Source organism: Pantoea sp. T14, from assembly GCF_036663535.1.
In the GTDB taxonomy this organism is placed as follows: Bacteria; Pseudomonadota; Gammaproteobacteria; order Enterobacterales; family Enterobacteriaceae; genus Pantoea; species Pantoea phytostimulans.
The window spans coordinates 67,035-92,873 of sequence record NZ_JAWUEB010000022.1; the positions used below are offsets into that span (position 1 = coordinate 67,035).

Below are 25,839 nucleotides of genomic sequence, written 5' to 3' on the forward strand. Positions count from 1 at the left end.
AATGGTTGATTTAGAAGAGGCGGTGATGGAAATCATCGTGAACTCAGGACAGTCACGCAGTTTGTGCTTCGAGGCCTTGCAGGCTGCGCGTCAGGGCAGTATTGATGAAGCGCACAAGCTGCTTAAAGAGTCGGATACTTTCGCGCGTCAGGCACACAAAATGCAAACCAAATTAATCGAGCAGGATGCCGGCGAAGCGAAGCAGCCGATGACGTTAATTATGGTGCATGCTCAGGATCACTTAATGACGTCGATGTTAGCGCGTGAACTTTCTGCTGAGATTATTCATCTTTATCAGCGTTAAATTATTATTAACGAGTTGGAGTAATAAACAGAATTCAATCTTAAATAAGACCTACCTCTGTAAATAAAAAATAAAACCGCTCTCCTGGGCGACGGCACACTATTGTGCCGCGTTCAGCGAGAACGTTATTGTCTGAAAATAACTGACTATATTGAGACAACAATGAAAACAAATAAAAAGCTTCCAGCCTCGCTGCTGGTTATGGCTTCGCTTTGCTCTGGATCTGTGTTTGCACAAGAATTTACTCAGGAACAAATTGACGCCATCGTGGCAAAAGCGGTCGATAAAGCGCTTACGGAACGGCAGGCAAAAATTGATGCGGCCGTGAACAAACAAGCTGACGTTATCAACGAGCCACAAAGCACAGCACAATCCCCCGATATGGCGATCCCTTTTGGGGTGAAGTTTACCGGCTACGCCCGTTACGGCGCGCACTTCCAGAGTGGCGATCAGAAATACGTGGGTGTAGATGGCTCTTACAATGGTGCTTCTGCTATTGGTCGTTTGGGCAATGAAGGTAACGGCGGTGAATTTCAACTTTCCAAAGCGTTTAAAGGCGATAACGGCGCGATTTGGGACGTTAACGTCATGATCGATCACTGGGGCGATGAGGTGAACCTTAAAAAAGCCTATGCCGGTGTGACCAATATTCTCGCCTCCAATCCTAATGCTTATCTTTGGGCGGGCCGCGACTTTCATCAACGACCACAGCAAGGTATCAACGACTATTTTTGGATGAACCATGATGGCCAAGGTGCTGGCGTCAAAGACTTTGATATTGGTGGCGTGAAGTTTGACGTCGCCGCTGTCGCTGCCGTTGAATCTTGTAGCCCGGAAGTGATGGATGATGAAGCGAATCCCTCACGCATTACTTGTACCGGCGGCTCGGGAACGGGCGACAAAGGTAATTATGCGTTGACCTCAAAAATTCACGGTATGAAGGTTGGCCCGCTGGATTTGGAGATTTACGCAAACTACGGATTTGACTCAAAAGCCGTTGAGAGCGAAGAGCGCAGTAAAGCCTGGCAAGGCGCTTTTGTATTGAGCCACACCGGCGATAAAGGCGTTAACAAAGTGATCGCCCGCTACTCTGACAACTCTGATAACAGCGTTTACAGCAAAACCGATGAATTAAAAACGATTTATGCCAGCTTCGAAGGTAATTATAAGTTCACTCAACAGGCACAAGTTGAATATCTCCTCGCCTTCCATGATTACGACAATGATGCTGATAACACCGATAATCGCAAAAACTACGGTGCCATTGTTCGTCCGATGTACTGGTGGAATGATGTTCACTCCACCTGGCTGGAAGCGGGTTATCAGCGCGTTGATTACGATATGGGTGGTGATAACCATGGCTGGAAGCTGACGCTATCGCAAAACATTTCGATTGCGATGGGACCAGAATTCCGCCCAATGCTGCGGTTCTACGTCACCGGCGGCGAAGTGGATAACAAACGCACGGCTCGCGTGAATGGCAGCGATGACGATACACAACTCGACTCGTTGAACGTCGGTGCGATGTGGGAAGCCTGGTTCTAATCAAGGTATAAGAGACGGGCAGCATCTGAGATGTCGCTGCCTGCACTTTCTGAAGAGTATTCCAACCCGATACCGGAGAAACGGTTCGATGAGGATGGTTGTATGAAACCTTCACCGTATTACGACCGCATTGTGGACGTGATGGAGGAACTGATGAAGTTCGCCCTGCTGACGCGTGGGCGCATTGACTACCTGACCGACCGCTACAACGAGAGGAAAGAGAGTGCCGCGCAGCTCACAAAGCGGGTCAGCCAGCGCAGCATATAAAAAAGCCGACAGATGCCGGCTTTTGTTTTTCACACACGTTTAACTTGCAGCCTGATGAAAGGTCAGTGGCTGACGCGGTTACCGTGATCATCAATGACCATTTCTCCGTCCTCTTTGGTAAACGCTCCCTGCTGCGGATCTGGCAGAATGTCGAGAACCGCTTCGGACGGACGGCAGAGCTTCGTGCCGAGCGGCGTCACCACCACCGGGCGATTAATAAGGATCGGATGAGCCAGCATGGCGTCCAGTAGCTCGTCATCGCTGAACCGGTCTTCTGCCAGCCCGAGCTGCTCATACGGCTCCGTATTTTTTCTCAACAGAGCGCGCACGCTGATGCCCATGTCCGCAATCAGCTTTTTCAGCTCGTCACGCGACGGTGGCGTCTCCAGATAAAGGATCACTGCTGGCTCGGCACCGCTGTTGCGGATCAGCGCCAGGGTGTTACGGGACGTCCCGCAGGCTGTGTTGTGGTAAAGGGTAATGTCAGTCATAAGCGGTTCTCCGTTAAGGCGCTGCGCAGAGGCTGCCTTCTGGGTTAAGTTAAACAGACAGGCACAGAGCCAGCGCGGCCAGCGTCACAAAAAGCACCGGCAGGGTCATCACGAAGCCCACGCGGAAGTAGTAGCCCCAGCTGACGGTAATGTTTTTCTGCGCCAGTACGTGCAGCCACAACAGAACGGCGAGGCTGCCTATGGGCGAGATTTTCGGGCTGAGATCGCAGCCGATAATGTTGGCGTACACCATCGCCTCCTTCACCACGCCTTGAGCGGTGCTGCCATCAATCGAAAGCGCGCCAACCAGCACGGTGGGCATGTTGTCCATCACCGAAGAGAGTGACGCCGTCACAAACGCCAGCGTGGTGCCGGGGCTGAAGCCTAGCGCCAGAAACATACATTCTCCTTTTTGAATATAACCATCCGTTAAAACGCGCTGATAATTAGCCCACGCATAACACATGCAAAAAAACGAATATGTAAAGACAAATTTTTTAAATGCAGACAGGCTTGCCGTTGGTGGTTGCGTTATCGCGTTCAGCCTGCTTGCTGAGCTTAAGGATGTCATCCCGTTGGCACAGGTAAGCCTGTTCAATCACTGCTGCTGCCCAGGCTGGCATATGCGGAGACAAACGGTAATGGATCCATCTGCCGTCTCGCCTGTCGATAAGCAGTCCGCTTTCCCTAAGCAGAGCAAGGTGACGAGAAATTTTGGGTTGTGATTCATTCAGCGTGAATGAGAGTTCGCAGACGCAAAGCTCACCTTTTTCGCGCAGTAACAGCACCAGGTTGAGCCGGGTTTCGTCAGAGAGATTTTTGAAAAGTTGCAGGGGCAGAAGTTGCGGCATGGTCATTCCTGAGTCCAAGATTAAAACCAGTGTTGCCTCTTGCAAACATTCAGTCAACAACACATGCACTAATTCGCATATAAAAATCTGTACAGAGTTTATTCTTTTGGAAGCATAAACGGATGTTAAGCCTGTGCAGTTTTACGAAGGGCTGTATTCACTTTTTAATATCTAACGTCCGCTTTTGCTCATAGCGGACCGTAATTCTGTATACATCTGCTTCGTGCCAGAAACGGATGTGGGCACTTTGGAGCAATCCAGACGGTGAGTGCGGTTCGTTTGTGATAAAAGGATTATCCGGGCAGTTATGCCTGAAACCTGACGGAGCAGAAAATGAGAACGCAGAAGCGATGCATAGGTTATGTGGCCGTAGTAGTTGATGATTACGATCGAGCGATTGAATATTACACGGACAAGCTGGGCTTTACCCTTATTGAGGATACGCCGCAGCCAGGTAAACGCTGGGTTGTGGTGACACCAGACCCGGAAAGCGACTGCAATATTCTTCTGGCTCGCGCCTCAAACGAGAGGCAGGAAGGCTTTATCGGCAATCAGTGTGGTGGGCGGGTATTCCTGTTTCTCCAGACTGATAACTTCTGGCGTGACTACAATGCTATGAAATCAAAAGGGGTTAAATTTTGCCAGGAGCCTCGTGAAGAGGAGTACGGTTTAGTCGTTGTATTTGAAGACCTGTACGGCAATCGCTGGGATCTCTACCAGAACAAGCAAAACTAAACCTCTTTACCGGTTGCGCCTTCAGCGGGTAGCCGGGATACGAATACTCTCTTAAGCTCCACATGCTGCGCTTACCAGGTTCGATTTTCGCTTATAGCAGCCCGTCAGTACCAAGTTGCTGTAAAAACAGGCTTAACGTAGGATACGTTTCCGATTTCCAGGCGGGCCACAAAGTCATTAACCATTTCTGCTGCATCACATGCCCAGTTTTCGGGCGGCATTTCCAGTCTGGAAGGTGAAGCATACAGGCCGAAACGCATCGTGCCGATGAAGATAACTCTTTTAAAAGAGGTGGCGCGGTAATATGCCACCCAGATAAACTCTAGCTCAGACAGAACCAGACGCATACGCAATACATAAGAATGAGGATGACCGTTCCGACCGTGACCACAAAACTGAGGTCTTTATGTATCATTACAGGCTGAACGTCCCTTCAATCGTCATACGCGCCGCACCGTACAACTCAACGCGTCCATCATCGCGAACAACGCAACGCAGTGTACCTTTACGTGCACCGCCCTGTTGGGCGAATAACACTTTTTTACCCAAACGTTCAGCCCAGAATGGCGCTAGAAAGGTATGAGCAGAGCCAGTCACCGGATCTTCATTTACACCGACTTTCGGTCCGAACCAGCGAGATACAAAATCAAATTTATCATCCGCAGCAGTAACAATTACGCCGCGAGTATTGAAGCTCTTCAATGAGTTAAAGTCCGGTGACAACTTCTCAATGATGGCTTTATTATCTACCAGAACGATCAGATCGTCAGATTTCCACACCCCAACCGCGCCGGTGTTAATGCCAAGGGCTTCCAGCAAACCTGTCGGCGTTTCTACGGGCTTAGCTTCTTTCGCCGGGAAGTCCATGCAATACTCATCCCCGGGCTTAGATACCACCAGTTCTCCACTACGTGTATGGAATCTGATTATTTCCCCTGAGTAATTCAGTTTATTGAATAACACCCAGGACGCCGCAAGCGTAGCATGACCGCATAAATCCACTTCTACAGCGGGCGTAAACCAGCGCAGGTGATAACCCTCTTCTACTGGCACAAAGAAAGCCGTTTCTGAGAGGTTATTTTCAGTCGCGATTGCCTGTAATGTTTCATCACTCAACCATTCCGCAAGCGGACAAACCCCCGCAGGGTTACCGCCGAACGGCTGAGAAGTGAAAGCATCAACCTGATAAAACGGGATAGAGTTTTTATTATTGCTTATCATCGTTTTTTTCCAGTCAGTTATAAATGGTGTAACGAGAAACTCGGTACATGGGCGATATGATTTACGCGGCCTTTAATTTTAAAGAACCCCTTCTTTTGTAGTTTTGAAACCATGCATTTTCTGTACTGTATGTTGTTTTCCGCTCCTGTCTGGCGAAATATTGAAATGATTTCATCAAACGACTGCGTAGGGACCAGGTCGCCTACTTTGCTCTGGTTATGTTCTTCTGACGGCGGAAACACCGAATTCAGCTTGATTATAGTAAATCCTGATATCAATTCACGCCTGATGTTATTACTGAATGACAATTATTTCCTTTTTTTGCAATGCCTTAGAAATCTGCATCGTCAGCCATCCCACGAAACTGCGAAAATCAGAATTCAGGCGCAGGCTTAGCCAGTCTGGCATAACGCAAGAGTGCACTCTTATCTGGAACCCAGACCACAACCTGAACACTCTGACCATACGCGTTTCGCGAATCCAGATCATACCCGACAGCTGATTTACCATGCGGGTACTGGTAAACCGCAATAATATACTGCCGCGAGATAACCCTGAGATACTGGATTACTTGTTCCTTTGCGTAATAACTCCGCACCTCACTGCTTATTAACATCGTACTGAATTTATTCATTCATCACCCAAGAAAATATAACATTGATAGTAACATTAATTAACACCGGAGAGCTTTCAGGATAAAAATAACAACTGGCATGCAACTCTACCTGTTTATCTTTATTTGATTAACCTTCTCTTAACTGCCTCAATATTATATTTTACGGATTTATACAAATGCTGTAACTCAATATTATTCCCTCACCTTATCATTAAACTAATTAGTGTTAATGAAATGAAGGGGAGTGTATGTTTTATACGGTGACAGAGACTTTAGTCAGTCCGGAGACGCACATGTCTTTTACGTTTATCTCTCATCCGAAAAAGGAGGCCATGATTGTCTGGCATGTATATAACAGGAACATAGTAAAAGGCAAAAAGATTATCTATAAAAGCGGCAGAGTATGGTTTCGGGAAAATCAAATAATCAAATCGCTTTCCTTAATCAAAGAACAGCAGTTCAGTATGCCGTTCTGGAAGATGCTGGTAACTCATACTGGCTGTGAAAAATATATTGTGAATGGTGCATGCTCATATGTGCATGCCTGTACCTTTGCAGTCTGTCCATACCGTTACAGGTAAACATGAACCGGATTTATAATCTTAAAGCGGTTTTTGCATGATGCCTGATATTCCGGCATCTCAGGATGCCGGGAAATTAGGTGCCGGTGGGGGCGCTGAAGTTACCGCTCCTGAAAATGTACCGGTTGATTTAAAGCAGGTACACAAGCGTCCTCGTCAGTCATCAGCATCCAGCGCAATGCAGCATTTTTCATTACCGCCATATCAGCCGGCCTGCTCTCATTGTGCCGGGTTTCGAAGGGATATGACTTCCCCAGCATCCGGTATTTATGTACGCCGTAACGGTGATATGGCAACAAATCTATTCCGTCAAAATTGCTGTATCCCAGCGTCGTGCTGCGTATCAGCGCCATCAGCCGGTCGCTTTCCGTTTCTGTGTCATTGACGCCCGGTATGACCGGGACGCGAATGCGGACCTTTTTACCGGCTTCGAGGAGCATTTCGAGGTTGCGGATAATGCGCCTGTTACTGACGCCTGTGTAGCGTACGTGCAGCTCATCTGTCGACATTTTGAGGTCATATAAGATGAGATCTGCCTGCCCGCACGTCAGCCACACGTTTTTCCACGACGCAAAGCCGGCCGTTTCCACCGCCGTGTGCAGCCCTTCCTCTCTGCATGCCGTAATCACTGCTCGGCAAAAGTCAGGCTGCAGGGCAGCTTCGCCCCCGCTGAGGGTCACGCCACCGCCTGAAAGCCGGTAAAAGGGCTCATCACGTCGCAGGCGGGCCATCACCTCATCCAGCGCAATGATCTCACTGGTACGCTTAAGTGCGCGACAGGCTGTAGAATCCGGTGCAGTACGGTCGGGAAGCAAGGCCACATCAGGCCGCTCGAAAAAGGCGCGGCGGTAAGGCTGACAGCGGGCACACCCGTCACATTTTGACTCATCTACAAAAACTTCAGGCCGCAGGTCCTGACTTTCCGGGTTGGCACACCAGGCACAGCGCATCTGGCAGCCTTTCATAAACAGCACGGTGCGCGTGCCCGGTCCGTCATGGATGGAAAAGCGCTGAATGTTGATCACCCGGCCGGTGACCTCCGGTCTGTCAGAAACCTGACTGCACCGTCCGGCTGATAATTTCATCCTGGACCTCCCGGCTGAGTTCGGTAAAAAAGGCGCTGTAACCTGCTACCCTGATCATCAAAGAGCGGTAGTCCTCCGGCGACCGCTGGGCTTCAAGCAGCGTTTCATTATCGATATAACTGAACTGCATCTGTGCATTGCCCAGCAGGCTGGCAGTGCGGAGCAGGTTAATCAGGCCCCGCTCGCCTTCTTCAGACTCCAGAATGCCGTACATCAGTTTAAAGTTATGCACCATCCCGACCTCCATAGCCTCGACGTTGATACGGCTGACGGAGCTGATGACGGCCGTGGGCCCCAGTACGTCCGTCTGCTGGGCCGGGCTGATACCGTCAGCGAGTGGACGGCCAGCTAATCGTCCGCAAGGCAGTGCGCCGGTCAGCTTGCCGAACGGCGTGTTATTGGAAATGGAAAGCGTACCGAGTGTGAAGGGGCCATACAGCATGCGATACTTGCGGTGCTCGCGATCGACATAGTTAATGAGATCGCGCGCCACGTTATCAACCTCCTCAATGTCATTACCGTACTTGGCCACTTCCATGCAGGCATGATGCAGGGCCGTATGACCTGCAAAATTATCTTTCAGCGCCTGCACTAATCCCGGCAAAGAAACCTGCCGCCGGCGATAAACCAGCTCTCGTATCGCCACCATAGAGTTGGCGTAATCCGCAAGGCCGGTCCAGATCAGACCCGGTCCGTTATTGAACCGTGCTCCGCCATCCATAACGTTCAGCCCCTGCTCCAGACAGCCCTCGGTCAGGCAGGAAATGAGCGGCTTTGGCGCGTAATCACGGTGCAGACGTTGCAGGATCAGCGTTGCCTGAGCGGCCCGCCGGATGATGAAGTCCAGCTGACGCCAGACTGCCTTTTCAAAGGACGCGTAGTCGCTGAAGCTCTCCAGCTTGCCGGTGCGCTCCCCCTGAAGCGAACCGTCCCGTGGGCTGTGTCCGTCATTCAGGGCCAGCTCAATAGCAGCGGTAAAAGTGGTATATCCGGCTGACGTCCACTGGTACATTCTGCCCGCAACCTGCGGCTCAACACAGCCCATGATGCAGTAATCGCGGGCGTCTTCATAATCCAGACCTTTACGCAGCATCATCTTAATGTGTGTATCATCAAAGTGGCAGGCCGGAAAACCCATGCCGCTGCGGACTACTTCGACAATTTTGCGCATGAAGGGCTCCGGCGATGCATTGTGGATCCGCACCGCCAGCGCGGGCTGGTAGAGTTTCAGCTGGGCCGAGCAGTCCATGAACATCATGCTCAGCATATTTGTCGCATCGCCGCCTTCGCGTTTCTGGCCACCAACGACCAGGTTGATAAAGGGCTGATAGCCGGCAAAATACATAGCGGAATCTGCGCTACACAGCCACATAACCTCCGACATCTTTACCAGCCAGCAGCAAATCAGCTCGCCCGCCTCAGCCTTCGTTAATGTGCCTTCTTTCAGGTCTTTTTCCAGAAACGGCCAGAGATACTGATCGGCCCTGCCCAGCGAAATACCCGTCTGATTCTCTTCAAGAGTAAACAGCGACTGCAGAAACCATACGGACTGCAATGCCTCATGAAAATTTCGGGGGGGATGGGCTGGCACGCGACGGCATATTTCTGCGACTTTCCTGAGCTCCTGCGCACGGATCGGATCGGCGCAACTTCCCGCCAGGGTCTGCGCATGATTTGCATAGCGCCGGGCGTAAAGCATCACTCCCTCACACGTTTCGGTAACGGACTGCATAAAATGAATTTTATTTATGTGCTCCGGACAGGTGCTGTCCAGTCTGGCCAGCTGCTCATAAGCATCGTTACAGATGGCAGCCATGCCCCGCCTCAGTAACAGGTTGCCATAACCAGGACAGGAATCGCCGCCGCCATTCTGTGTTTTAATGCTCAAATCGCATATACCCGCCTCATGACTCCAGCTCCACAGCCCCGCCTCACGCAACTGCGTTTCTGCCATTTCATCCAGTGACTGGCCTTTCCAGAAAGGAAAAATCTCTTCCCGCAGGCGCCGTTTGTCGCTTTCATCAATGTCATACGGGTCCTGACTGCGCGTACTAAGCGTATCCAGCTCATCGGCCAGCCAGCGCCAGGCGATTTCCGGCGAACATTCTCCCCCCCGCCGACGCCCGGCAGGATGGCTAATAAGCAGCTCGTTGTCGAAAATTGCCAGCGGTGCCCTTTCGCAGGCCGCCCGGAATGCCCGGGCCCGCTTAATGACGGTTGGTAAACCCGGGTTCCGGCGGTATACATCGGTGAATGCCAGCGCCCGGTTAATACACACGGAAGGGCGGGCCTGAAGATATTCATCGCGTATCGCGGTGATGCGGGGAGTGATATATGTTTCCAAAACGCACCTCATTTCATTCTCAACTGTAAAGGCCAGTCATCGCGCAGCCGAGTACGACGGCGCCAATTCCTAGCGCGCCGGGCAGGTCGGGTTTGTGACCGTAAAATATCTGGCCTGAGAGGCTGACCAGCAGCACCCCTCCCCCTGCCCAGACGGCATAGGCAGGACCGGGGGAAGTCAGTGCCATCAGGCGGGAAAGAGCATAAAAGCAGAGGACATAGCTGCACGTAACAAGAAGCGTAGGAACAGGCCGGCGGAAATGTTCCGTTCTGGCCAGAAGCGTAGTACCGAGCCCCTCTGCAGTGACTGCCAGGCTCATCCAGGCAATAATCACGCTGTTACTCATGGCGGTTCTCCTCCTTATGTCCGGAGAGAAGATTAATAATCAGTACGCCACTGATTATGAGCATCAGGCCCGCGTAAAAAGCTGGCTCAGGCCGGTACTGATACCAGACAATATTGATGAAGTTGACGGCCGTGATGCCAATACCGGACCACAACGCGTATGCAAAACCCAGAGGCAGAGATTTCATCACCCACGTCAGCGCGTAATACGCTACACCGTAACCCAGAATGATGGTGATGACCTGAACAGGACTGTAAGTGTCTTCGCTACGGCTAAGATAAAAGGTGGCGGTGACTTCGGCCGTTATTGCCAGGATGAGCCAAAGCCACGCTTTACAGTTAATTTTCATTATTACCTCTCTCAGTTATCTCTTCCCCCCTGCTTTGCTTTTACTCAGGAGCAGGGACAGACGCGTGCGACAAAGCGTTGCGCCTGTTAAAATAAACGACAGTTAATGTGTAAAAGCCGCTGAACTTACCTCTGCCATGACTTTTTAAAATCACCAGCAACTTTATTAAATATTCCGGAGCTTAAATAACGGTGGCGGGTAGACTACCGGCCGGGAAAAACATTACCCTGATCTTAATCAATGTAACGTTTATTTTGGACCGCAGGGGCTGAAGCCGGAATACATAACCCACCGGGCCGGCAGTGTTGGTAACTGACGCTGCGCGAAGAAAAAATGCATTATTTTTTGTGTGGCAGGATTTTTACTTCATTACTCTTTACAGAGCTCTACTTACCTTGTTTAAAATATAGATTTACGGAAAGCGCAAGGGGCAGAATGTATGAATACTTACAATTACGGAATTAATAATAACTCAGTCAGTTACAGGCGGTTTTAACTGAAATACCTGATCCCTGTTGTGAACTTTTCCGCCATGGCTGTCAGAAATGAGGATGACAGCGACCATCAGCACTCCAATTAATATTATCAACAGTTTATGCATAGTGATTAACTCTCTAATCCTGATATATTCACTGGCAAGTCAGCAATGCAGGTTTAATTTTTCAGTAAATGAAAGTTGCGCCAGAATCTGGCGTGTATAATGCCACCGCATAGAAAATTTTTTTTTGATTCTGGTGCGGTTTTATTCACTTTCCAGACTCTGAAAACTGTCGGTGTGGAATGATGAGAATTAACCACGCTGACTACGTTGCCTTTACGGGCAGGCATAACGTTGCCGTGATCAGTAATGAATTAAATAACCACTGATATACGACTGCTGCTCTGAATAACTCAGCCCGCCATTAATCAGACGTTTAAGATGTCCATTCATCCTTGCCACCGGCTTCACCTTAAACGGCGAACAGAATATTTGCTCCGTGATGGTGTCAGGTCTGACAGGCTGGTTAAAACCTTACGCATGCGGCACGTTAGGTTGAGTCGTATTGACTTCAGACAAGCTCGTTTTGCAGACCTTCATTTATAGTGCGAGCCCCTGTCGTTAAGGAGCACAATTGATGAGAAAGAACTGGTTTGCATTGTGGACGCCCCTGTTACCAGTGCTGTTTACACTTGCCTGTCTCACCCTGATTATCTTCGGATTACATCTTGCCGCTCCGTTAATTAACCAGGTGTTGCTGGCAGTTTTACTGTCTGTCATGCTCGATCCACTCATCACAGGGATGGAAAAAAAACGGATCCCACGCATCCTGTCTTCACTGTCAGTTATTGTGGTCTTGCTGATGATTATCGTATTCATTACTGTCAAACTGACTGCGCTGACACCGGAATTAATTCAGCTCAGTCGCCAGGCACCACTGTTACTGGCAAGCCGGGTGGAGCAACTGATACTGACGTTTTCCTATATTGATATCACTCTGACACCCAGCGAAATACTGGCGTTTATCGATGCAGGCACGGTAGTTCGTAGGGTAACTGCATTACTGACTCAAATCCCTGGCGTGCTCTCCTGGTGGCTTATGGTGTTCCTGATGCTGCTGTTTATGTTATATGAACTACCGCTACTTAAAATCACGCTGCAACAACGTTCGCAGGGGAAATATCAGGCGCTGTACATCGCATTACAGGAAAGTATTCAGAGTGTCATTGTCTATGTGCGAGTGAAGACGCTGAGCAGTATCCTTGGTGGCGCGATTGTCGGCACAGGCGCACATCTTCTCGGATTAAAATTTGCTTTTTTCTGGGGAGTACTGATGTTCGTTCTTAATTATGTCCCGGTTTTGGGCTCGCTGTTGGCAGCGATGCCGCCAGTGATCCAGAGCTACATTCTGTTTGATGTGCAAACTGCACTGGTGGTGGCGGGATTTTTTACGGTATTAAACCTGACGCTGAGTTCGGTAATAGAACCGCTCCTGATTGGTAAGCAGTTGGACATGACGATGACTACGCAGTTGCTGGCATTTCTGTTCTGGCAGGCCTTACTGGGGATCACCGGAGCAATTCTTGCCATTCCGCTTACTTATCTTATTAAAAAAATTCTGTTAGCAGGCTATTTAGACCGGCAGGGCATATAAGCTGACGTTAAATCAACCTGTCAAATATGCAGCAGAATTAATTTAAAGCGAATGCTGCCCCCTTTTAGTGGAATTCAAAATCTTCTATCCTTTTTAGTGCTTACAGGCTGAAACCTCCAAAATAAAGTTTTGATCCCTTAATTGTTCTCATTTTTTTATTGACGCGAGACAACCGCATGCTTTTCGCAATAAGGTTCACCGATCATCCAAGTGAATACAATGTCAGAAAACACTATCTCAATCCTCATTTAGACTGGTTAAAGCAAAAACGAGGTGTGGTTCTTGCTGCCGGTTCATTACGTGAAAAGCATACCGATCAACCTGTCGGAGCGCTATGGGTTGTGAAGGCTGAGCATGAAGAAGAGGCCTTATCCATATTTTCCGATGATCCTTTTTGGGTCCATGGCTTGCGAGCATCGGTTGAGGTTTTATCGTGGAGCCTGGCCTTTGAGGACATGCTTAAAGATTGATGTCCGCTTTTCGCTCATAGCGGACGAGAGACTTCCGTAAGTTGCCTGCCTGGAATCCCGATAACAGCCACGACTTTTCAGTAAATTCATGAGCTATGAGTCGTCTTAATTTCGAAAGGGATAGATGCCAGCCAGCGCTAAAAATTATCCACCAGCGGTTAGGCTAAGCGTCATGTCCTTTCCGCCACTCATCAACCATCTCTTTTGGTATTTCTTTTTTATAACAAATAGGTGCATATCCTCCCTGCTTGCTCCACGCGCTTCGCCTGCCACAGCTGCTTCCGTTACGCGCGGAATTGAACGGACAAGCACAGACTCCTGGATAAGATGCGATCGATTCGTCGATAATGAGCTGTCGGATCTGGTCATCGCTCTGCCGGATGGATGCCGCTAAAGCATCCGGAGCATTGACCATCAACAGAACAACGTATGTCGAGATAAATAAGTGACGTAATTGCACAATAGTTCCTCCTGAAAAGAGGAATAGATTACAAATTTGCGGCTCTACCAATTGGTCAATAAAAACGCTAATCATGATTCATTTCATAACAGCCAGATCTTACATATTTGTTATAACGGCCCCTTTTCAATGGCGTTAGAGGTTATCCCGGTGTTTAATTGGCTTTAACAGATTCAGATTATTGAAAAGATAAATTGACCCTCAAATATCTTTTCATGCTCCCCGTCTTTGCAGGTTCATGATCAGCGCTTCAGTCGCGATGATGTAGCATTTGGGTATAGAGTGCTGTTCGAAACCGAGCTTACGGGCAAACGCTTCACTGTTGGCATTCACTGACTCAATCGCCAAAAACCTATAATCGTACTCTTGAGCAATTTCTGTCAGTTTCTTCAGCAACGCCGTTCCATGCCCTGAAGATTGTTTTTCAAATCCTATGCGCGCAACGACGATACTCTTTCGCTCATCTGACGCCCATGTATGGCCGATACGAAGATAGAGATCATACTTTTTCCTGTGAGCCATAATCCGGAAATTAGCACGGCCTTTATCAAGCCCATCGCAGATATGAGCCGCGGTTTTTTTATACGGATAAACGGTGAAAAGAAAACCGGCAATCCTGTCCAGAATATCTTCAGCCTCCTCCCTGAAAATTTTGATGGGCTCTATATCACTCCCGAAATCCTGAACACTCATAACATCCCTCCTGATTCAGCTTAAAAGTCACCTGAAGATCACGTTCGAAGACCGGCTGGCTGCGCAATGCCTGTCTCCGGCGTGATATTTGCCCTGGCCGCACTGCTGTTTATGACGTTCGGCGCAATAATGCAAAAGAAAACCCGCCAGGCCCCTGCAGACGTGCTTCCCCTGCAGTACGGAGTAAGTCTTGTGCTATGCGTTTGCCTGCTCCCCACAGACACTTTCCACGTCAGCCTTACCCCGGCCTTTTTCACCTCAGTGCTGTTTCTGGGTGTACTTATTTCTGTGGTAGCGCAGCTACTGCTTTACCGGCTGCTCAGCACAGGGAGCATTGTTAACGTAACGAGCCTGTTTTATCTGGTGCCGGTCATTACGGCCGCACTGGATTACGTATTGCTGGGTAATGCACTCCCCATGTCAGGCGTGGCGGGCATGGGAGCCATCCTGCTCGGGATTATGATGGTTTTCAGGACACCTCGATTGTAAACAGTGAAAGTCCGCTTTCCGCTCAAAACAGACCTAAATGATATCGTTCAGAGCAGAGTAAGAAGAAGGCGGAAGTCGATTGTCAGAAGTTAGTGAATAAGGCTGCGCAGTGAAAAAATAATGAGTAGCGCTCCTCCAGCTATGTTCACATATTTTTTCAGCATCAAGGGATTGGTTTTTTGGGCTGAGAATACCAAGATACGGCTTATGGTAATAAGCCAGAGGCTCATAATCACCACATGGACGGTAGCTAATATCAGGTAGTTGTCTACGCCTCCCTGGTTTCCAGCAAAATGAGAAACAACGGTGAGATAAAAAATAATGGCTTTAGGGTTGAGGACATTAGCCAGCCACGCACCTTTTAATGTAATTGGAGGCACGCTGTTTTTGGGTTGATTGCGCTTTGCATTCAGTCCACTTCGGATAAGCATGACGCCCAGCCAAAGAAGATAAATTGTTCCTGCAATTTTCAGGAAACCATAAACTGCTGGCGATGAAATAATAATTGCAGTTATGCCGAGTCCGATGAAAAGCGCATGGGTATAAATTCCCAATGCTGTTCCGGCGAGGGTTCTGAAAAGGCCGTTGCGTCCATCTGCTAGCGCGCTGCTCATAACAAGCGTGAAACTTGCTCCAGGAGACAAAGCAACAGGTAATAATGCTGGCATAAAGCCAAGAAGATTGATGTCCATATGCGTTAAATAGTAAGCGACCACCCCCTACGTTGCGAATCTATTAAGCATAATCCGTCTTACACAACAGGCTCGTAAATTGTTTCATTTTCTAATCCTCGTCGTAATCCAAATCACCCTACCTGACTTACTAATGACATTGGGATATTTCAGCGTTCATTCTGGGCGAAAATGCCTGCTTTTCGCTCATAACAGACTCTGACTGACACCTGACCGCTTTGTGCCAAAAGCGGACGTTGCTATCCTCACGCTACGTTTATTTCTATGGTGCATTTCAAATCAGGTTAACAATTCATTCCTTGATGCCGATAACTTTATTTCTTAATCAATATATGAAGGAACATGTATGTATTGCGTACGCTCTTTAATGCGCCCACTTTTTTTTCTGTCTCTCTTGCCGTTTTCTTGCATTCAGGCTGCTGATAAGCCCGCATTGCCAGGGGGTGGCACTAACCCCTTTTCTGTAACCAGAATCGACGATCGTGTGAATTACATGGTGTCGTTAAACTTCAATAGCGGAAAAACAGCTCAGCAATGGCGTTCCGTTGATTGTAAACAAGGCAAGGCACAGCTTCTGTACAAGGATTTACTGAATGAAGAAGGATTGACCAAAGCTCGCTTTTACGGCAACAGTTACCTCCGCTATTCACCTGCTCAGGATGATAAACAAATGACGGCAGAGGATATTCGCACGGTTTGCCAGCTACCGATAAAAGAAGCACGATGGGAAAGATTATCAGCTACGGATAGAGTCGGCATTACCGATCTTGTCGATGTTAATAGCATCCAGCGCATTAGCGACATTTTATCGGTACGTATGGGATATGACTTTGCGGATGTCATATGGGAACCGCCTTACGATGCGCCGCTTGGATTAAAGATTGAGCATTATTTGTATAACTGTAAAACACATCAGGGAGACGCTGTCGCATTGATGAACTTTGACAGTGAAGGCCGCGTTACGGACTCACTCATCACTGCTGATATTGTTCGCCGTAAAAATGACTTCAGAATTAACACGCTTAAGGCACAACGCTTCGAGCAGCTCTGCCAGTTACCCGTAGGAAAAACGTTCACAGCCGAAGGACACTTTGTACCCGCCGCTAACAAGCCAGCATCAACGTTGATGGGGCCATCAATGCCCGATCTGAGTAATAATAATCCACAGTGGCTGAATAAATTCTCCCTTTCTGCGGCAATTGAGCGCCAGGCGCAGTTATTGCTCAAACCCTGGGCGCTTCCGCGCTTTAAACAGGTTCGTTATACGGAAGTAAGCGCGCTCGGTAAGGTCAAAGTACAGTTGGATGCACAATCGGATGGTTATATACGCAAGCTGGAAGATTATGGTATCTGGACGGTGCAACGTTTAACGCTGGCTAATCAACTACAACTGAAGTTCACTATGTCCATCAGCAGTGGTTCCTCATTGCTCAACAAGTTACAGACGGATCTGCGTTTCCCGTTAGTGACGGGTCAACGATATCAGGCGCAATGGGACAATATTGATTCCGATAAGAAAGTCACTGCTTCAGCATTACGCTGTGACGTAACGGGAAAGGGAGACGCACATAGTATTGCATCTGAGTTTAGTGGGAAATATCTATTAGTTGAGTGCCATGAAACTCAAGAAGGGCAACCAGGGAGCAGTGACAAACTAGCGTGGCTGCAAGATCTGAACGTCTTCGTCCCGGTCGCTCAGCAAGTGGGGGATAAGCCTGAAAGTTCGGTGAAACTGGAAAATGTTAGTGTGATACGTTAATAAGCAAGCAGGCTCACCGCTTTAGCCGGTGAGCCTTTTATGACCTCACCCCGTTGATTAACACATGGCAATGTTCATAATGCACCCTTGACGGTGAGCACAGTTGCGAACTTCCGCTTTTCGCACCTAGCAGACCTCTAACCCTTTTTGCTGGTAGCCCTGTGCCACAAGCGGTCATTGCGAGCCCAGTAACGGGTATATATATAATAGATGCCTCATATCATTCAGATTAATATTAAAGATCGGGTGTGATCAATGCTCCACTGACGCGATCATCATTCACTTGCAATATTTGCTGTTGAGTTAATTAAATGATTTGATCTGGGAGCGATATTCATCAGCCAAGAAACTATCATTTGATGCATAAGTAATGGGGCGACGTTTAAAAATCAGTTCACATGGCTCTGCTTAAATAAGTCCAACACCTATTATCCGATTTCATTTCATGTATATTGATTAAATATAAAAACCAGCCCACCTAAACTTAGCATCCTGTAACCCTGATAATTTTATTCACCACATCTGATAATTGAGCAACGCTATTCCTGCTATTTTCAATCATTTCGCCTATATTAGCGGTTAACGGTGATGCCATTAAATGCAACGCCATATATTGGAGAGTCAATATATGACGTTGCATTTACTCCTTCCCTATTGTGCCTGATACATTAAGAGCAACTGCCTGTTACTTCGCATATGTCAGGAAGACACCTTCTTTAGTGACAGCAACTTTACCTGTTGCGTAGGCGATAACAATATATAACCCTTGCTGATAACTGATGTTCCCGCTTTCGCGCTCAATTTCAGCCGCTGGTTTACCATCAACCATCACGATCCCCAACTTATCCCGCTTAATTTCGATATTGTTTCCGTTATCACTAAAATGCTTAATAAATGGCTTAACTTTATGGGCCGCTTGAGCAACCTGCTTTGCATTTTCTAATGCCTGTTTCTCAGCAGCGGCACTGATTGTCGCCTGCCGATTTTGTTCAGCAACATAACAAGCGTCCCGGCTTACGCCTTGCGCCTGACAATCGGCCATACGTGAAGCCTGAGAGGTACAACCCGCCATTACACTCATAACCACCAAAGCTGATACAGCAGTTATACAATCTTTTTTCATATTGTTTTTCACTCTTAAAATCTTTTCTGGTTAATAGAAATAAAATAGATCAGCACGTTTTCGACATGGCTATAAATAGTGCATGACAACGATAATTAGTGTGAGTAAGCATTGTCTGACTGCGAGTCCACTTCTATCCCAGCCTCAAAAATTACCCGCGGCACTATGTCCGCTGCGCTGGCCGCCCTGTCCACGGCCACCCATCGCTGAGCCGTGGGCATTGCTGTTACCGTTGTTGCGGGTTGACGCTGCATTTTGATGTGGGCCTTTGTGATGGCCGCCGTTATTGTGCGAACCTTCCGTCAAAAAAACTTTTGCAATGACAGGTGTAGGAATATTGGTCACAACGGCTGGCATAATACTCACTGGCGTTGGCTGACCAACCACGGGTGTTTTCAGGGCATTTTGCGCTGCCAGCGCGGCGGCTTTAGCTTCAGCCTGCGCTTTTGCTGCCGCTGCAGATTTGGCCGCTACTTCCGCTTCCAGTGCCTGAATTTGCTCGTGCGCTATCTGGATATTGTCACTGACTACGACATATTTGGCGGCAGTCAGGTCACGCATAGCTTGTTGTGCCTGGCCTTCAGAAACACCGGCATATTTAGCCGATGTTAATGCGGCTTGAGCCTGCTGAGCTTCGCGCTGGGCTTTGTCTGCTGCCAGTGACTTTTGTGCAGCCAGGTGAGCTGTCTCTGCCGCAGCAGCTTCGTGTTGCGCAAGAGAGGCAATACGGGCGGCATTCAGTGCGGTGTTTTCTGCTTCGATACGATCGCGATTTGACTGTGCAAGTGCTGCGCCTTTGATCTCTGCTTCACGCTGCATCTCTGCGTTGACCTCCGCCACGCCGCCCGCAAGCACCTGCTGGCGGGTACGCTGCTGGTTGGCTTTTGTCAGCGCCTCGCCGCGGACCCGAGCCTCGCGCTGCATCTCTGCGTTGACCTCTGCCACGCCGCCTGCAAGCACCTGCTGGCGGGTACGCTGCTGGTTGGCTTTTGTCAGCGCCTCGCCGCGGGCCTGAGCTTCAAGCTGCATCTCTGCGTTGATCTCTGCCACGCCGCCCGCAAGCACCTGCTGGCGGGTGCGCTGCTGGTTGGCTTTTGTCAGCGCCTCCCCTTTCATCGCCGCTTCATGCTCACTGTTTTCCCGGTCAGCCTGCTGAATTTGCCCTTCCAGTTTTGAAGCAGTTAAGTTGTTGAATCGCAGATTATGAGTGATCTGCTCTTTTGCCTGGGCACTTAATCGGTGGCTTACTGCGTCGCGCTGATCAAGTTGTGCGACAGTATTTTGTTTATTCTCGCTGATTGTATTTTGCTGCGCGGTAGAAGCATCCATTTTCATTTGTGAAGCGCTGACTGCGGGGCGCGTACTCTGTACGTCACCAGACCAACTGTCATAGCCCTGCCGATAGTTATTCTGAGTCCAGCCTTGATTACTGACCGTAACCTGCGCAATAGCATTGGGATTTAAGGCATGACGATTTGATGAATTATCGATAACTGCCTGACTGATAGGTGTGCTTGCGTCGGATGTAATAACTGCTGTTGTTTTGGTGTTGGGTGCCTGGAGACTACCATTGTTTTCAAGTACGCCCTCAAGCAACTGATCCATAACATTACGCACCTGTGGATCCTTGATTGATAGCTTGGCCTGTTCAAGTGAGTCAGGGCTCATCTTATTTAAGGCCGCACGGGCAGCATCTCTAGAGGTATGACTATTCACCACGTTATTCAGGGCGCTTCGTAACGATTCAATATCCTGATAATTAACGTTACTGTAATTAATTGCCAGAGTGCTAAAAGATGAGAATGTAGCGATGAAAAGAGCAAGCGTTTTGATTGTTGTGTTCATTTCTGTTTCCTGAGACTGGGCCGGAGAACGGAGATTTCCGATGATATTTTTTAGATTAAATTAACTTACTTAAAAACATCTCTTTAAGGCTTAATCGCTAGCTTTTGTAATGCCAGCCCATGCCAAAAATGAAAGCGATTACACAAATTGAAAACACAGAGGTTAACCGCTTAAGTTGCGAAATCTACGCTTAAAATTATGCGGTTAAACTGATCTAAATCAGCATTTATCACCCTTAAAATGAATGCGATTACAAACGAATTTCAACAGCTTGTTTCGTAAAGAAAATTATTGAGCAAAAAGTGCTATATTAGCGAGGTGGCTTGTAACAGAGCATCGCGAACATCTGCCCCGTTTTTTTGTTAAAAATGATTTAAATGAATTGATAAACTCAACGCAGCCATAGAAATGATTATGTTAATCAGTTGGTTGGTTGTGTTTTGGTTTTAACAGGAGATAGGGATACTGCTAATAGGAAATAGGCTGCTGCGAAGTCTAAGGCGTGAATAGGTGCCTTCCTGCAGGTAATGATAAAAGTTCAGGATGCACCTACGAAGCAGTTTAATTTTTTACTTATCGCGTACCGTGGCTTGCATGTCTGCTTTGTGCCACAAGCGGCCTCACCTCGCATCATGATATGTTAATCAATTGCGGCAGATCAGCCGCCCCTTTTGGAGTGAACGCCGGTATGTTCATTCCGTTCTTCTTTCATCCCGCGATCCCTTCCAGAGTGACCGACGCCCCACCGCAAACAATAACCAGTACATTATCGGCAGGTTTAAAACGGATTTTGTTTTCGTACAAGAGTGACAGTGACACACCGCATGCCGGCTCAGTAAGCACGCGATGGTCATCAAGAAAATGCCGACAGGCATGCAGTGCTTCTGCGTCAGAAACCAGCATACTTTTGACATCCAGGCGACTGGCCACGTTAAACGCGTTTTCGCACACCTGGCTTGCGGCCAGCGTCGTGGCTATGCCGCTGACTTTATCAAGACGCACCAACTTACCGGCATTAAGCGAAGCGTTAAGGGAGGCAGTGCCGTGGGTTTCAACGGCATAAATCGGAATGTGACCAAGCTGATTTTTTTCCAGGCCCTGCGCTATGCCGGACAGCATGCTTCCGCCGCCGACGGACAGAATAACGGCATCAGGTTTTACCCCCTCACTGATGACCTCATCCACAATTGTGCTGATACCTTCCCACAAAAGCGGGTTATCAAATGGATGGATATAGATGATTTCATCCGTCGCCAGTGACAGGGCATAATCGTTAGCCTCACTCCATACTTTTCCATGCACAATGAGCCTGGCCCCTTCCTGTTCAATAAGCTGTCTTGCTCTGGCTGACGTGGTTTCCGGTACAACGACAGTTACCGGTAGCCCCAGTTTGCGACCGCTGTGAGCCACCGCAATTCCGGCATTTCCGCCCGATGAACTGACAAATGCTGTAGCGCCCTTACTGGCATAATGGCAACAGGCATGCCCCGCGCTCCGGAGTTTAAAAGAGCCGGTGGGCTGGGAAGACTCCATCTTCAGCCAGACATTGCATCCACTGTGTTGACTTAAAGAAAGGGAATGTATCAAAGGGGTCCGAATGCTTATTTCCATTTATTTAATTCCTTATGAATTCATCTCTCAGCGTAACTGCTGTTCTGCCCGAAGCCTTTTCAGAAGGACATCATAAAATTTATTAGCAAAACGCGGTGGATACACCTCTTACTGATTGGGCTGGTTACAGATATATAGCCGTGTTCCACCGATGTGTTCTCACCTGTGGCTGATCAGAATCAGTTCTTCACGATAACTGGCACTCTGTTCCAGCTCACTGCTCATGGACAACGCGTCTTACTGAGCAAGTCCTTATACTGCTGATGAAGACATTATTCGCATGACGATTTTTTCTCTGACGAGAAGCAGATCAAAAATTATAATCAGCCCTTTAAAATAAGCATAAAAATCAAAAATCTGTAATTTTTAAGCAACTCAGCGATCATTTGTTAACTGAAAGAAAATGTTGAAAGGAGGCACTGTTGATGACTGTTTCTATAGGTGTGCTTGCAGGTATGGGACCCCGTTCCACAGCCCCCTTTGTTGATATGCTGGTGGCAGACTGCCAGATCGGGTACGGAGCGAAATATGATATGGATTTTCCCAAAATGCATATCATCTCGTTGCCTACACCTTTCTGGCCGGGCAAGAAAATTGATGATGAGGCGATGATCGCAGCCCTGCAGCAGGGTATTGCCGAACTCGTCAGAGCAAAAGTGAGTTTGATAGCTGTTCCCTGTAACCTTGCGCACTGCTACTTTGCCGAAATGAAGGCGGCGAGCTCTGGTATTCCACTTCTGCATATCGCAGACAGTGCACTTGAGTCGTTGCCTGTAGAAGCAACCAGGCTAGCTGTACTGGCTACAGAACCCACGCTGGAAGCGGGTTTCTATCAGGCGCGGATTGAAGCTACTGGCAAAAAGATTATTGATTCACCTCTACTTCGTGAAATGACCACATCGCTGATTGGTCGGGTTAAAACAAAAGGCTTTCACGAGCCTGATGTAAAGGCAGAGTGGCAGAACTTAATGTCTTTAGTGGCAAGTTATAAGGTGGAGGCTCTTCTTATCGCATGTACAGATCTTAGTCCCCTGATAAATGACAATTCTTTCAGCTTTGTCATTGTGGATACGGCAGCAAGCCTTTCCAATGCGACCATCAAAAACTACAGGCGACTGTCCGGGAAAACTACAGGCGACACCAATAATACCGGCTAAACTGATGTCCGATTTTCACTCATAGCCGACCTGAAAACCTTGCATATTGGCAGCCACATGCCAGAAGCGGAGATTTCGAATATCACTACGTATGGACTAATCGCAAGTAAATCAGCCCAGTCTATAAATCGTTGCAGACCTTGAATCTTTTGTCCGTTTTTCTGTGAGACTTCATCCGTCTAAACAATTCTGATTTCCACGAAACAGACATACTTCGGTGAAGGCCGAAGCATCAGGCTTTTGTTGGCAATAAGCTGACCGGAAATCAACGACGGAGCAGACAAATGATTGCAGTACTTTTTGAGGCGGATGCCTTACCAGAGTCCCGGGAACGGTATCTTCAGCTCGCTGCCGAGCTGAAACCAGTATTGTCAGACACGCCGGGCTTTATTTCCATTGAACGATTCCAGAGTCTGACTACGCCCGGAAAAATCCTTTCTTTGTCATGGTGGGAGGATGAAGATTCCGTGGCTGAGTGGAAGCGGAACGTTATGCACCTGGCAGCACAAAAAGAAGGTAAACAGTCAATTTTCTCGTTTTACAGAATACGCGTTGCCAGTGTATTCCGTGATTACTCATCTGATAAGGGAACGCATCAGCATGTATGATATTCACGTCATTCTCAGTAATACTCCAGGTTCTCTTGGCTCACTGGGAAGTGTGCTGGGCACAAATGGTGTCGGCCTTGAGGGAGGAGGCGTGTTTTCGACGCCAGAAGCCGGACACGCGCATTTCCTTGTTGAAGACGGTGAGAAAGCCCGTAAGGTTCTGACTGATGCCGGTTTTGACGTCAGCAATGTGTGCCGCCCTCTGATAAGAAAATTACCTCAGAAACGCCCGGGTGAGCTTGGAGACATAGCTGAAGTAATTGCCAGGAACGGCATTAACATTCTGGTACAGTACAGCGATCACAGTAACAGGCTTATTCTGATTACGGATGACGATAGCCGGGCAGCTGAAGTAACCCAACAATGGGCAATACTCCCTGAATGAAACGTCTAAAAACTGAACGCGACAGTGAGCCGGATGATTCTCTGGAAAAATCTATGGCACAGGTTGCTTCTGCCCTATCTGACCCGTCGAGGGTCAGTATTCTGTGTGCCCTGATGGATGGGCGCGCATGGACAGCCACTGAACTCAGCGCTGTGGCTGACATTGCCGCATCGACAACCAGCGGACATCTCAGCCGGCTTCTCAGCAACGGGCTGATTATTTGCCTGACTCAGGGCCGTCACCGCTATTACAGCCTTGCGGGCCACCATATCGCCGGACTGCTGGAAAACCTGATGGGGATTTCCATGCATACGTTCAATTCTCCGGTGTCTCGCACGCCCGTCTGCCTACGTTATGCACGCACCTGTTATGACCATCTGGCGGGAGAACTTGCTGTCAATATTTATGAGTTTATGCTGCAGGATAAATGGCTTGAGGCTGACGGCACTGCGCTGACGCCAGACGGAAAATCTCATTTCCAGAATCTTGGCGCAGTGCTTAACTCACGCCCGCGTCGCAAATCCTGCTGCCCCTGTCTCGACTGGAGCGAAAGACGTTTTCATCTGGGAGGGGATGCCGGTTCGGCACTGATGACGCTTTTTCTGCAGAAAGAATGGGTAGCCCGCACGCCGGGATATCGCGAAGTGAACGTGACCGACAGAGGCAGAACTGCCCTGTGTCGCCAGTTCAGTTTGGATTTAACCTGATCCTTAATTGCGTGCAGGCTGCTTTTTCGCCAGTTATTCCGCTTTACTCTGATTCACCTGTTTTGATTTCAGTCGGGCTTTAATGCAGCCTGACAAACACAGCATAAACTCTCGCACTGTAAGTCAGACAATATGGCCACCGGACTTACCGCATAACATCGTCTTACACAAAGCCGCCTGATGTATGCTATGCCAGTCAAAAAGGATGATATCAATGGCTGACCTGAAAGACCCCTACTGGAACCGTATGGTTCCCGAACTGACCGTAACGGATTTTCCTGCTTCCCTGTACTTCTATGTTGATGTGCTTGGCTTCAACATTGTGATAAAACGTAGCGATCCTGATTTTGCTTATGTCAGCCTCGGTGAGGCGCAAATCATGCTTGAGCAGTATCATGCTGAAGGATGGAACACATCAGAACTCGTCAAACCGTTAGGTCGTGGCGTTAATTTCCAGATAGAAGTGGACGATATTGAGCAAATACTTGCGCGTTTACTCGCACATGGCATATCGCTATCTCGGGCTTTACGCGATAACCACTACAGTACCGGAGAAACGATAGCCTGCCAGAGAGAGTTTCTGGTGCAGGATCCGGATGGATATCTTCTGCGTTTCAGCCAATATATTGAGTGATTTTCCTGCTTTTCCTCCGGCCTGTTTAAGCAACTACGACTGAACGGAATATGCAATGGTATAACATTGCTGATTTAAACGTTTGCCCGTACAAAAAGCTGAAGAGAAAGTTAAGCTGACGATGCAAGTCACTGATATTGACACCCTGCCTGACTGTTAACAGTACCAGAAGCAAGTATTCTGTCTTCGGTTAATCAGTATTAATGAAGATATTTCCGGATGAATATATTTTTTTAAAACTGTGTCTTCCGGATAACAAATGCACAATTTGTTTGTTACAGGTCAAATTATACATAACATAACTTTCAAACTTAATTTGATCTGAATCAAGAAAGTTAT

At 48.3% G+C, this 25,839-nt stretch carries 26 protein-coding genes and 3 pseudogenes; 14 read left to right on the plus strand and 15 right to left on the minus strand.

Annotated features, from left to right (window positions below; genetic code table 11):
- Position 1: 1 nt before the first annotated feature.
- From SC127_RS09825 to SC127_RS09835, 3 genes and pseudogenes are all read left to right on the plus strand, one after another.
- Complete coding sequence (locus SC127_RS09825; RefSeq protein ID WP_215844764.1) at positions 2-304, plus strand: PTS lactose/cellobiose transporter subunit IIA; 303 nt, start codon at positions 2-4, stop codon at positions 302-304.
- Positions 305-466: 162 nt separating this feature from the next.
- A complete protein-coding gene (locus SC127_RS09830) occupies positions 467-1,849 on the plus strand; it encodes a carbohydrate porin (protein ID WP_332626082.1) in 1,383 nt (460 codons plus the stop codon).
- 78 nt (positions 1,850-1,927) lie between these two features.
- Positions 1,928-2,116: pseudogene (locus SC127_RS09835) on the plus strand (arsenical resistance protein ArsH); the annotation flags it as partial.
- Positions 2,117-2,178: 62 nt separating this feature from the next.
- Here SC127_RS09835 and arsC read toward each other — a convergent pair.
- From arsC to SC127_RS09850, 3 genes and pseudogenes are all read right to left on the minus strand, one after another.
- Positions 2,179-2,607 carry a glutaredoxin-dependent arsenate reductase gene (gene arsC / locus SC127_RS09840; RefSeq protein ID WP_332626083.1) on the minus strand — a complete coding sequence of 143 codons (429 nt, stop codon included), beginning with the start codon at positions 2,605-2,607 and terminating at the stop codon, positions 2,179-2,181.
- 49 nt (positions 2,608-2,656) lie between these two features.
- Positions 2,657-2,977: pseudogene (locus SC127_RS09845) on the minus strand (ArsB/NhaD family transporter); the annotation flags it as partial.
- Positions 2,978-3,104: 127 nt separating this feature from the next.
- Positions 3,105-3,458: a metalloregulator ArsR/SmtB family transcription factor gene (locus tag SC127_RS09850; protein ID WP_332626084.1), complete on the minus strand. Its 354-nt coding sequence runs from the start codon at positions 3,456-3,458 to the stop codon at positions 3,105-3,107.
- Between the two features lie 333 nt (positions 3,459-3,791).
- On the opposite strand from SC127_RS09850, the gene SC127_RS09855 reads away from it, so the two are divergent.
- On the plus strand, positions 3,792-4,193 hold the full coding sequence (locus SC127_RS09855) for a VOC family protein (protein WP_243079510.1): 402 nt from the start codon (positions 3,792-3,794) through the stop codon (positions 4,191-4,193).
- Between the two features lie 104 nt (positions 4,194-4,297).
- Here SC127_RS09855 and SC127_RS09860 read toward each other — a convergent pair whose 3' ends face one another.
- Both SC127_RS09860 and SC127_RS09865 read right to left on the minus strand, forming a co-directional pair.
- Positions 4,298-4,540: a hypothetical protein gene (locus SC127_RS09860; RefSeq protein WP_243079511.1), complete on the minus strand. Its 243-nt coding sequence runs from the start codon at positions 4,538-4,540 to the stop codon at positions 4,298-4,300.
- A 67-nt stretch (positions 4,541-4,607) separates the two neighbouring features.
- Positions 4,608-5,414 carry a PhzF family phenazine biosynthesis protein gene (locus tag SC127_RS09865; RefSeq protein ID WP_332626085.1) on the minus strand — a complete coding sequence of 269 codons (807 nt, stop codon included), beginning with the start codon at positions 5,412-5,414 and terminating at the stop codon, positions 4,608-4,610.
- A 909-nt stretch (positions 5,415-6,323) separates the two neighbouring features.
- Between SC127_RS09865 and SC127_RS09870 the strand changes: the two genes are divergently transcribed.
- Positions 6,324-6,611 carry a hypothetical protein gene (locus SC127_RS09870; protein WP_332626086.1) on the plus strand — a complete coding sequence of 96 codons (288 nt, stop codon included), beginning with the start codon at positions 6,324-6,326 and terminating at the stop codon, positions 6,609-6,611.
- Between the two features lie 101 nt (positions 6,612-6,712).
- Here the strand turns inward: SC127_RS09870 and SC127_RS09875 are convergent, their stop codons facing one another.
- From SC127_RS09875 to SC127_RS09890, 4 genes are read right to left on the minus strand one after another with little or no spacing between them, the layout of a single operon-like run.
- Positions 6,713-7,696 carry a glycyl-radical enzyme activating protein gene (locus SC127_RS09875; RefSeq protein WP_332626087.1) on the minus strand — a complete coding sequence of 328 codons (984 nt, stop codon included), beginning with the start codon at positions 7,694-7,696 and terminating at the stop codon, positions 6,713-6,715.
- Entirely contained in the window at positions 7,659-10,040 is a 2,382-nt protein-coding gene (cutC, locus tag SC127_RS09880) for a choline trimethylamine-lyase (protein ID WP_332626088.1), read from the minus strand. The genes SC127_RS09875 and cutC overlap by 38 nt, the downstream gene beginning before the upstream one ends.
- Positions 10,041-10,059: 19 nt before the next feature.
- The gene (locus tag SC127_RS09885; RefSeq protein ID WP_332626089.1) at positions 10,060-10,386 is read right to left on the minus strand and encodes a DMT family transporter; all 327 of its coding nucleotides are present in this window, start codon (positions 10,384-10,386) and stop codon (positions 10,060-10,062) included.
- On the minus strand, positions 10,379-10,735 hold the full coding sequence (locus SC127_RS09890) for a DMT family transporter (protein WP_243079516.1): 357 nt from the start codon (positions 10,733-10,735) through the stop codon (positions 10,379-10,381). Before SC127_RS09890 ends, SC127_RS09885 begins: the two co-directional genes overlap by 8 nt.
- 1,115 nt (positions 10,736-11,850) lie before the next feature.
- Between SC127_RS09890 and SC127_RS09895 the strand changes: the two genes are divergently transcribed.
- Complete coding sequence (locus SC127_RS09895; RefSeq protein WP_332626090.1) at positions 11,851-12,867, plus strand: AI-2E family transporter; 1,017 nt, start codon at positions 11,851-11,853, stop codon at positions 12,865-12,867.
- A gap of 176 nt (positions 12,868-13,043) precedes the next feature.
- Positions 13,044-13,337: a YciI family protein gene (locus SC127_RS09900; protein WP_332626091.1), complete on the plus strand. Its 294-nt coding sequence runs from the start codon at positions 13,044-13,046 to the stop codon at positions 13,335-13,337.
- A 163-nt stretch (positions 13,338-13,500) separates the two neighbouring features.
- On the opposite strand, the gene SC127_RS09905 is transcribed toward SC127_RS09900, so the two are convergent.
- Positions 13,501-13,752 (minus strand): hypothetical protein, encoded by a 252-nt coding sequence (locus SC127_RS09905; RefSeq protein ID WP_279234053.1) that lies wholly within the window; start codon positions 13,750-13,752, stop codon positions 13,501-13,503.
- A gap of 258 nt (positions 13,753-14,010) precedes the next feature.
- Positions 14,011-14,490 (minus strand): GNAT family N-acetyltransferase, encoded by a 480-nt coding sequence (locus tag SC127_RS09910; RefSeq protein WP_243079519.1) that lies wholly within the window; start codon positions 14,488-14,490, stop codon positions 14,011-14,013.
- A 45-nt stretch (positions 14,491-14,535) separates the two neighbouring features.
- On the opposite strand from SC127_RS09910, the pseudogene SC127_RS09915 reads away from it, so the two are divergent.
- Positions 14,536-14,979: pseudogene (locus SC127_RS09915) on the plus strand (EamA family transporter); the annotation flags it as partial.
- An 89-nt stretch (positions 14,980-15,068) separates the two neighbouring features.
- Here the strand turns inward: SC127_RS09915 and SC127_RS09920 are convergent.
- Positions 15,069-15,671 carry a LysE family translocator gene (locus tag SC127_RS09920; RefSeq protein WP_332626092.1) on the minus strand — a complete coding sequence of 201 codons (603 nt, stop codon included), beginning with the start codon at positions 15,669-15,671 and terminating at the stop codon, positions 15,069-15,071.
- Positions 15,672-16,017: 346 nt separating this feature from the next.
- Here SC127_RS09920 and SC127_RS09925 point away from each other — a divergent pair, with 346 nt between their 5' ends.
- Positions 16,018-17,430: a hypothetical protein gene (locus SC127_RS09925; protein WP_332626093.1), complete on the plus strand. Its 1,413-nt coding sequence runs from the start codon at positions 16,018-16,020 to the stop codon at positions 17,428-17,430.
- 685 nt (positions 17,431-18,115) lie between these two features.
- Here SC127_RS09925 and SC127_RS09930 read toward each other — a convergent pair.
- From SC127_RS09930 to SC127_RS09940, 3 genes are all read right to left on the minus strand, one after another.
- The gene (locus tag SC127_RS09930) at positions 18,116-18,553 is read right to left on the minus strand and encodes a hypothetical protein (protein WP_332626397.1); all 438 of its coding nucleotides are present in this window, start codon (positions 18,551-18,553) and stop codon (positions 18,116-18,118) included.
- Positions 18,554-18,697: 144 nt separating this feature from the next.
- Positions 18,698-20,398, minus strand: coding sequence for a hypothetical protein (locus SC127_RS09935; protein WP_332626094.1), 1,701 nt, complete (start codon positions 20,396-20,398; stop codon positions 18,698-18,700).
- Positions 20,399-21,106: 708 nt separating this feature from the next.
- Positions 21,107-22,009 (minus strand): pyridoxal-phosphate dependent enzyme, encoded by a 903-nt coding sequence (locus tag SC127_RS09940; protein WP_332626095.1) that lies wholly within the window; start codon positions 22,007-22,009, stop codon positions 21,107-21,109.
- 425 nt (positions 22,010-22,434) lie between these two features.
- Here SC127_RS09940 and SC127_RS09945 point away from each other — a divergent pair, with 425 nt between their 5' ends.
- The 5 genes from SC127_RS09945 (at position 22,435) to SC127_RS09965 (ending at position 25,500) form a co-directional block, all read left to right on the plus strand.
- Positions 22,435-23,166, plus strand: a complete 732-nt coding sequence (locus tag SC127_RS09945; protein ID WP_332626399.1) for an aspartate/glutamate racemase family protein — start codon at positions 22,435-22,437, stop codon at positions 23,164-23,166.
- A 284-nt stretch (positions 23,167-23,450) separates the two neighbouring features.
- Complete coding sequence (locus SC127_RS09950) at positions 23,451-23,774, plus strand: antibiotic biosynthesis monooxygenase family protein (protein ID WP_243079525.1); 324 nt, start codon at positions 23,451-23,453, stop codon at positions 23,772-23,774.
- Entirely contained in the window at positions 23,767-24,159 is a 393-nt protein-coding gene (locus tag SC127_RS09955) for an amino acid-binding protein (protein WP_332626096.1), read from the plus strand. Before SC127_RS09950 ends, SC127_RS09955 begins: the two co-directional genes overlap by 8 nt.
- Positions 24,156-24,866: an ArsR/SmtB family transcription factor gene (locus SC127_RS09960; RefSeq protein ID WP_332626097.1), complete on the plus strand. Its 711-nt coding sequence runs from the start codon at positions 24,156-24,158 to the stop codon at positions 24,864-24,866. The genes SC127_RS09955 and SC127_RS09960 overlap by 4 nt, the downstream gene beginning before the upstream one ends.
- 214 nt (positions 24,867-25,080) lie before the next feature.
- Entirely contained in the window at positions 25,081-25,500 is a 420-nt protein-coding gene (locus tag SC127_RS09965) for a bleomycin resistance protein (protein ID WP_332626098.1), read from the plus strand.
- The last annotated feature ends 339 nt before the right edge of the window (positions 25,501-25,839 follow it).

Bases quoted from the DNA above. Each gene is read 5' to 3' on its own strand.
- SC127_RS09850 (WP_332626084.1), bottom strand. From the start codon at position 3,458: ATGCCGCAACTTCTGCCCCTGCAACTTTTCAAAAATCTCTCTGACGAA.
- SC127_RS09860 (WP_243079511.1), bottom strand. From the start codon at position 4,540: ATGCGTCTGGTTCTGTCTGAGCTAGAGTTTATCTGGGTGGCATATTAC.
- SC127_RS09865 (WP_332626085.1), bottom strand. From the start codon at position 5,414: ATGATAAGCAATAATAAAAACTCTATCCCGTTTTATCAGGTTGATGCT.
- SC127_RS09855 (WP_243079510.1), top strand. From the start codon at position 3,792: ATGAGAACGCAGAAGCGATGCATAGGTTATGTGGCCGTAGTAGTTGAT.
- SC127_RS09945 (WP_332626399.1), top strand. From the start codon at position 22,435: ATGACTGTTTCTATAGGTGTGCTTGCAGGTATGGGACCCCGTTCCACA.
- SC127_RS09930 (WP_332626397.1), bottom strand. From the start codon at position 18,553: ATGAAAAAAGATTGTATAACTGCTGTATCAGCTTTGGTGGTTATGAGT.
- SC127_RS09885 (WP_332626089.1), bottom strand. From the start codon at position 10,386: ATGAGTAACAGCGTGATTATTGCCTGGATGAGCCTGGCAGTCACTGCA.
- SC127_RS09910 (WP_243079519.1), bottom strand. From the start codon at position 14,490: ATGAGTGTTCAGGATTTCGGGAGTGATATAGAGCCCATCAAAATTTTC.
- SC127_RS09890 (WP_243079516.1), bottom strand. From the start codon at position 10,735: ATGAAAATTAACTGTAAAGCGTGGCTTTGGCTCATCCTGGCAATAACG.
- SC127_RS09825 (WP_215844764.1), top strand. From the start codon at position 2: ATGGTTGATTTAGAAGAGGCGGTGATGGAAATCATCGTGAACTCAGGA.
- SC127_RS09940 (WP_332626095.1), bottom strand. From the start codon at position 22,009: ATGGAAATAAGCATTCGGACCCCTTTGATACATTCCCTTTCTTTAAGT.
- SC127_RS09950 (WP_243079525.1), top strand. From the start codon at position 23,451: ATGATTGCAGTACTTTTTGAGGCGGATGCCTTACCAGAGTCCCGGGAA.
- SC127_RS09920 (WP_332626092.1), bottom strand. From the start codon at position 15,671: ATGGACATCAATCTTCTTGGCTTTATGCCAGCATTATTACCTGTTGCT.
- SC127_RS09895 (WP_332626090.1), top strand. From the start codon at position 11,851: ATGAGAAAGAACTGGTTTGCATTGTGGACGCCCCTGTTACCAGTGCTG.
- SC127_RS09905 (WP_279234053.1), bottom strand. From the start codon at position 13,752: ATGGTCAATGCTCCGGATGCTTTAGCGGCATCCATCCGGCAGAGCGAT.
- SC127_RS09870 (WP_332626086.1), top strand. From the start codon at position 6,324: ATGTCTTTTACGTTTATCTCTCATCCGAAAAAGGAGGCCATGATTGTC.
- SC127_RS09830 (WP_332626082.1), top strand. From the start codon at position 467: ATGAAAACAAATAAAAAGCTTCCAGCCTCGCTGCTGGTTATGGCTTCG.
- SC127_RS09875 (WP_332626087.1), bottom strand. From the start codon at position 7,696: ATGAAATTATCAGCCGGACGGTGCAGTCAGGTTTCTGACAGACCGGAG.
- SC127_RS09965 (WP_332626098.1), top strand. From the start codon at position 25,081: ATGGCTGACCTGAAAGACCCCTACTGGAACCGTATGGTTCCCGAACTG.
- SC127_RS09955 (WP_332626096.1), top strand. From the start codon at position 23,767: ATGTATGATATTCACGTCATTCTCAGTAATACTCCAGGTTCTCTTGGC.
- SC127_RS09935 (WP_332626094.1), bottom strand. From the start codon at position 20,398: ATGAACACAACAATCAAAACGCTTGCTCTTTTCATCGCTACATTCTCA.
- SC127_RS09925 (WP_332626093.1), top strand. From the start codon at position 16,018: ATGTATTGCGTACGCTCTTTAATGCGCCCACTTTTTTTTCTGTCTCTC.
- arsC (WP_332626083.1), bottom strand. From the start codon at position 2,607: ATGACTGACATTACCCTTTACCACAACACAGCCTGCGGGACGTCCCGT.
- SC127_RS09960 (WP_332626097.1), top strand. From the start codon at position 24,156: ATGAAACGTCTAAAAACTGAACGCGACAGTGAGCCGGATGATTCTCTG.
- SC127_RS09900 (WP_332626091.1), top strand. From the start codon at position 13,044: ATGCTTTTCGCAATAAGGTTCACCGATCATCCAAGTGAATACAATGTC.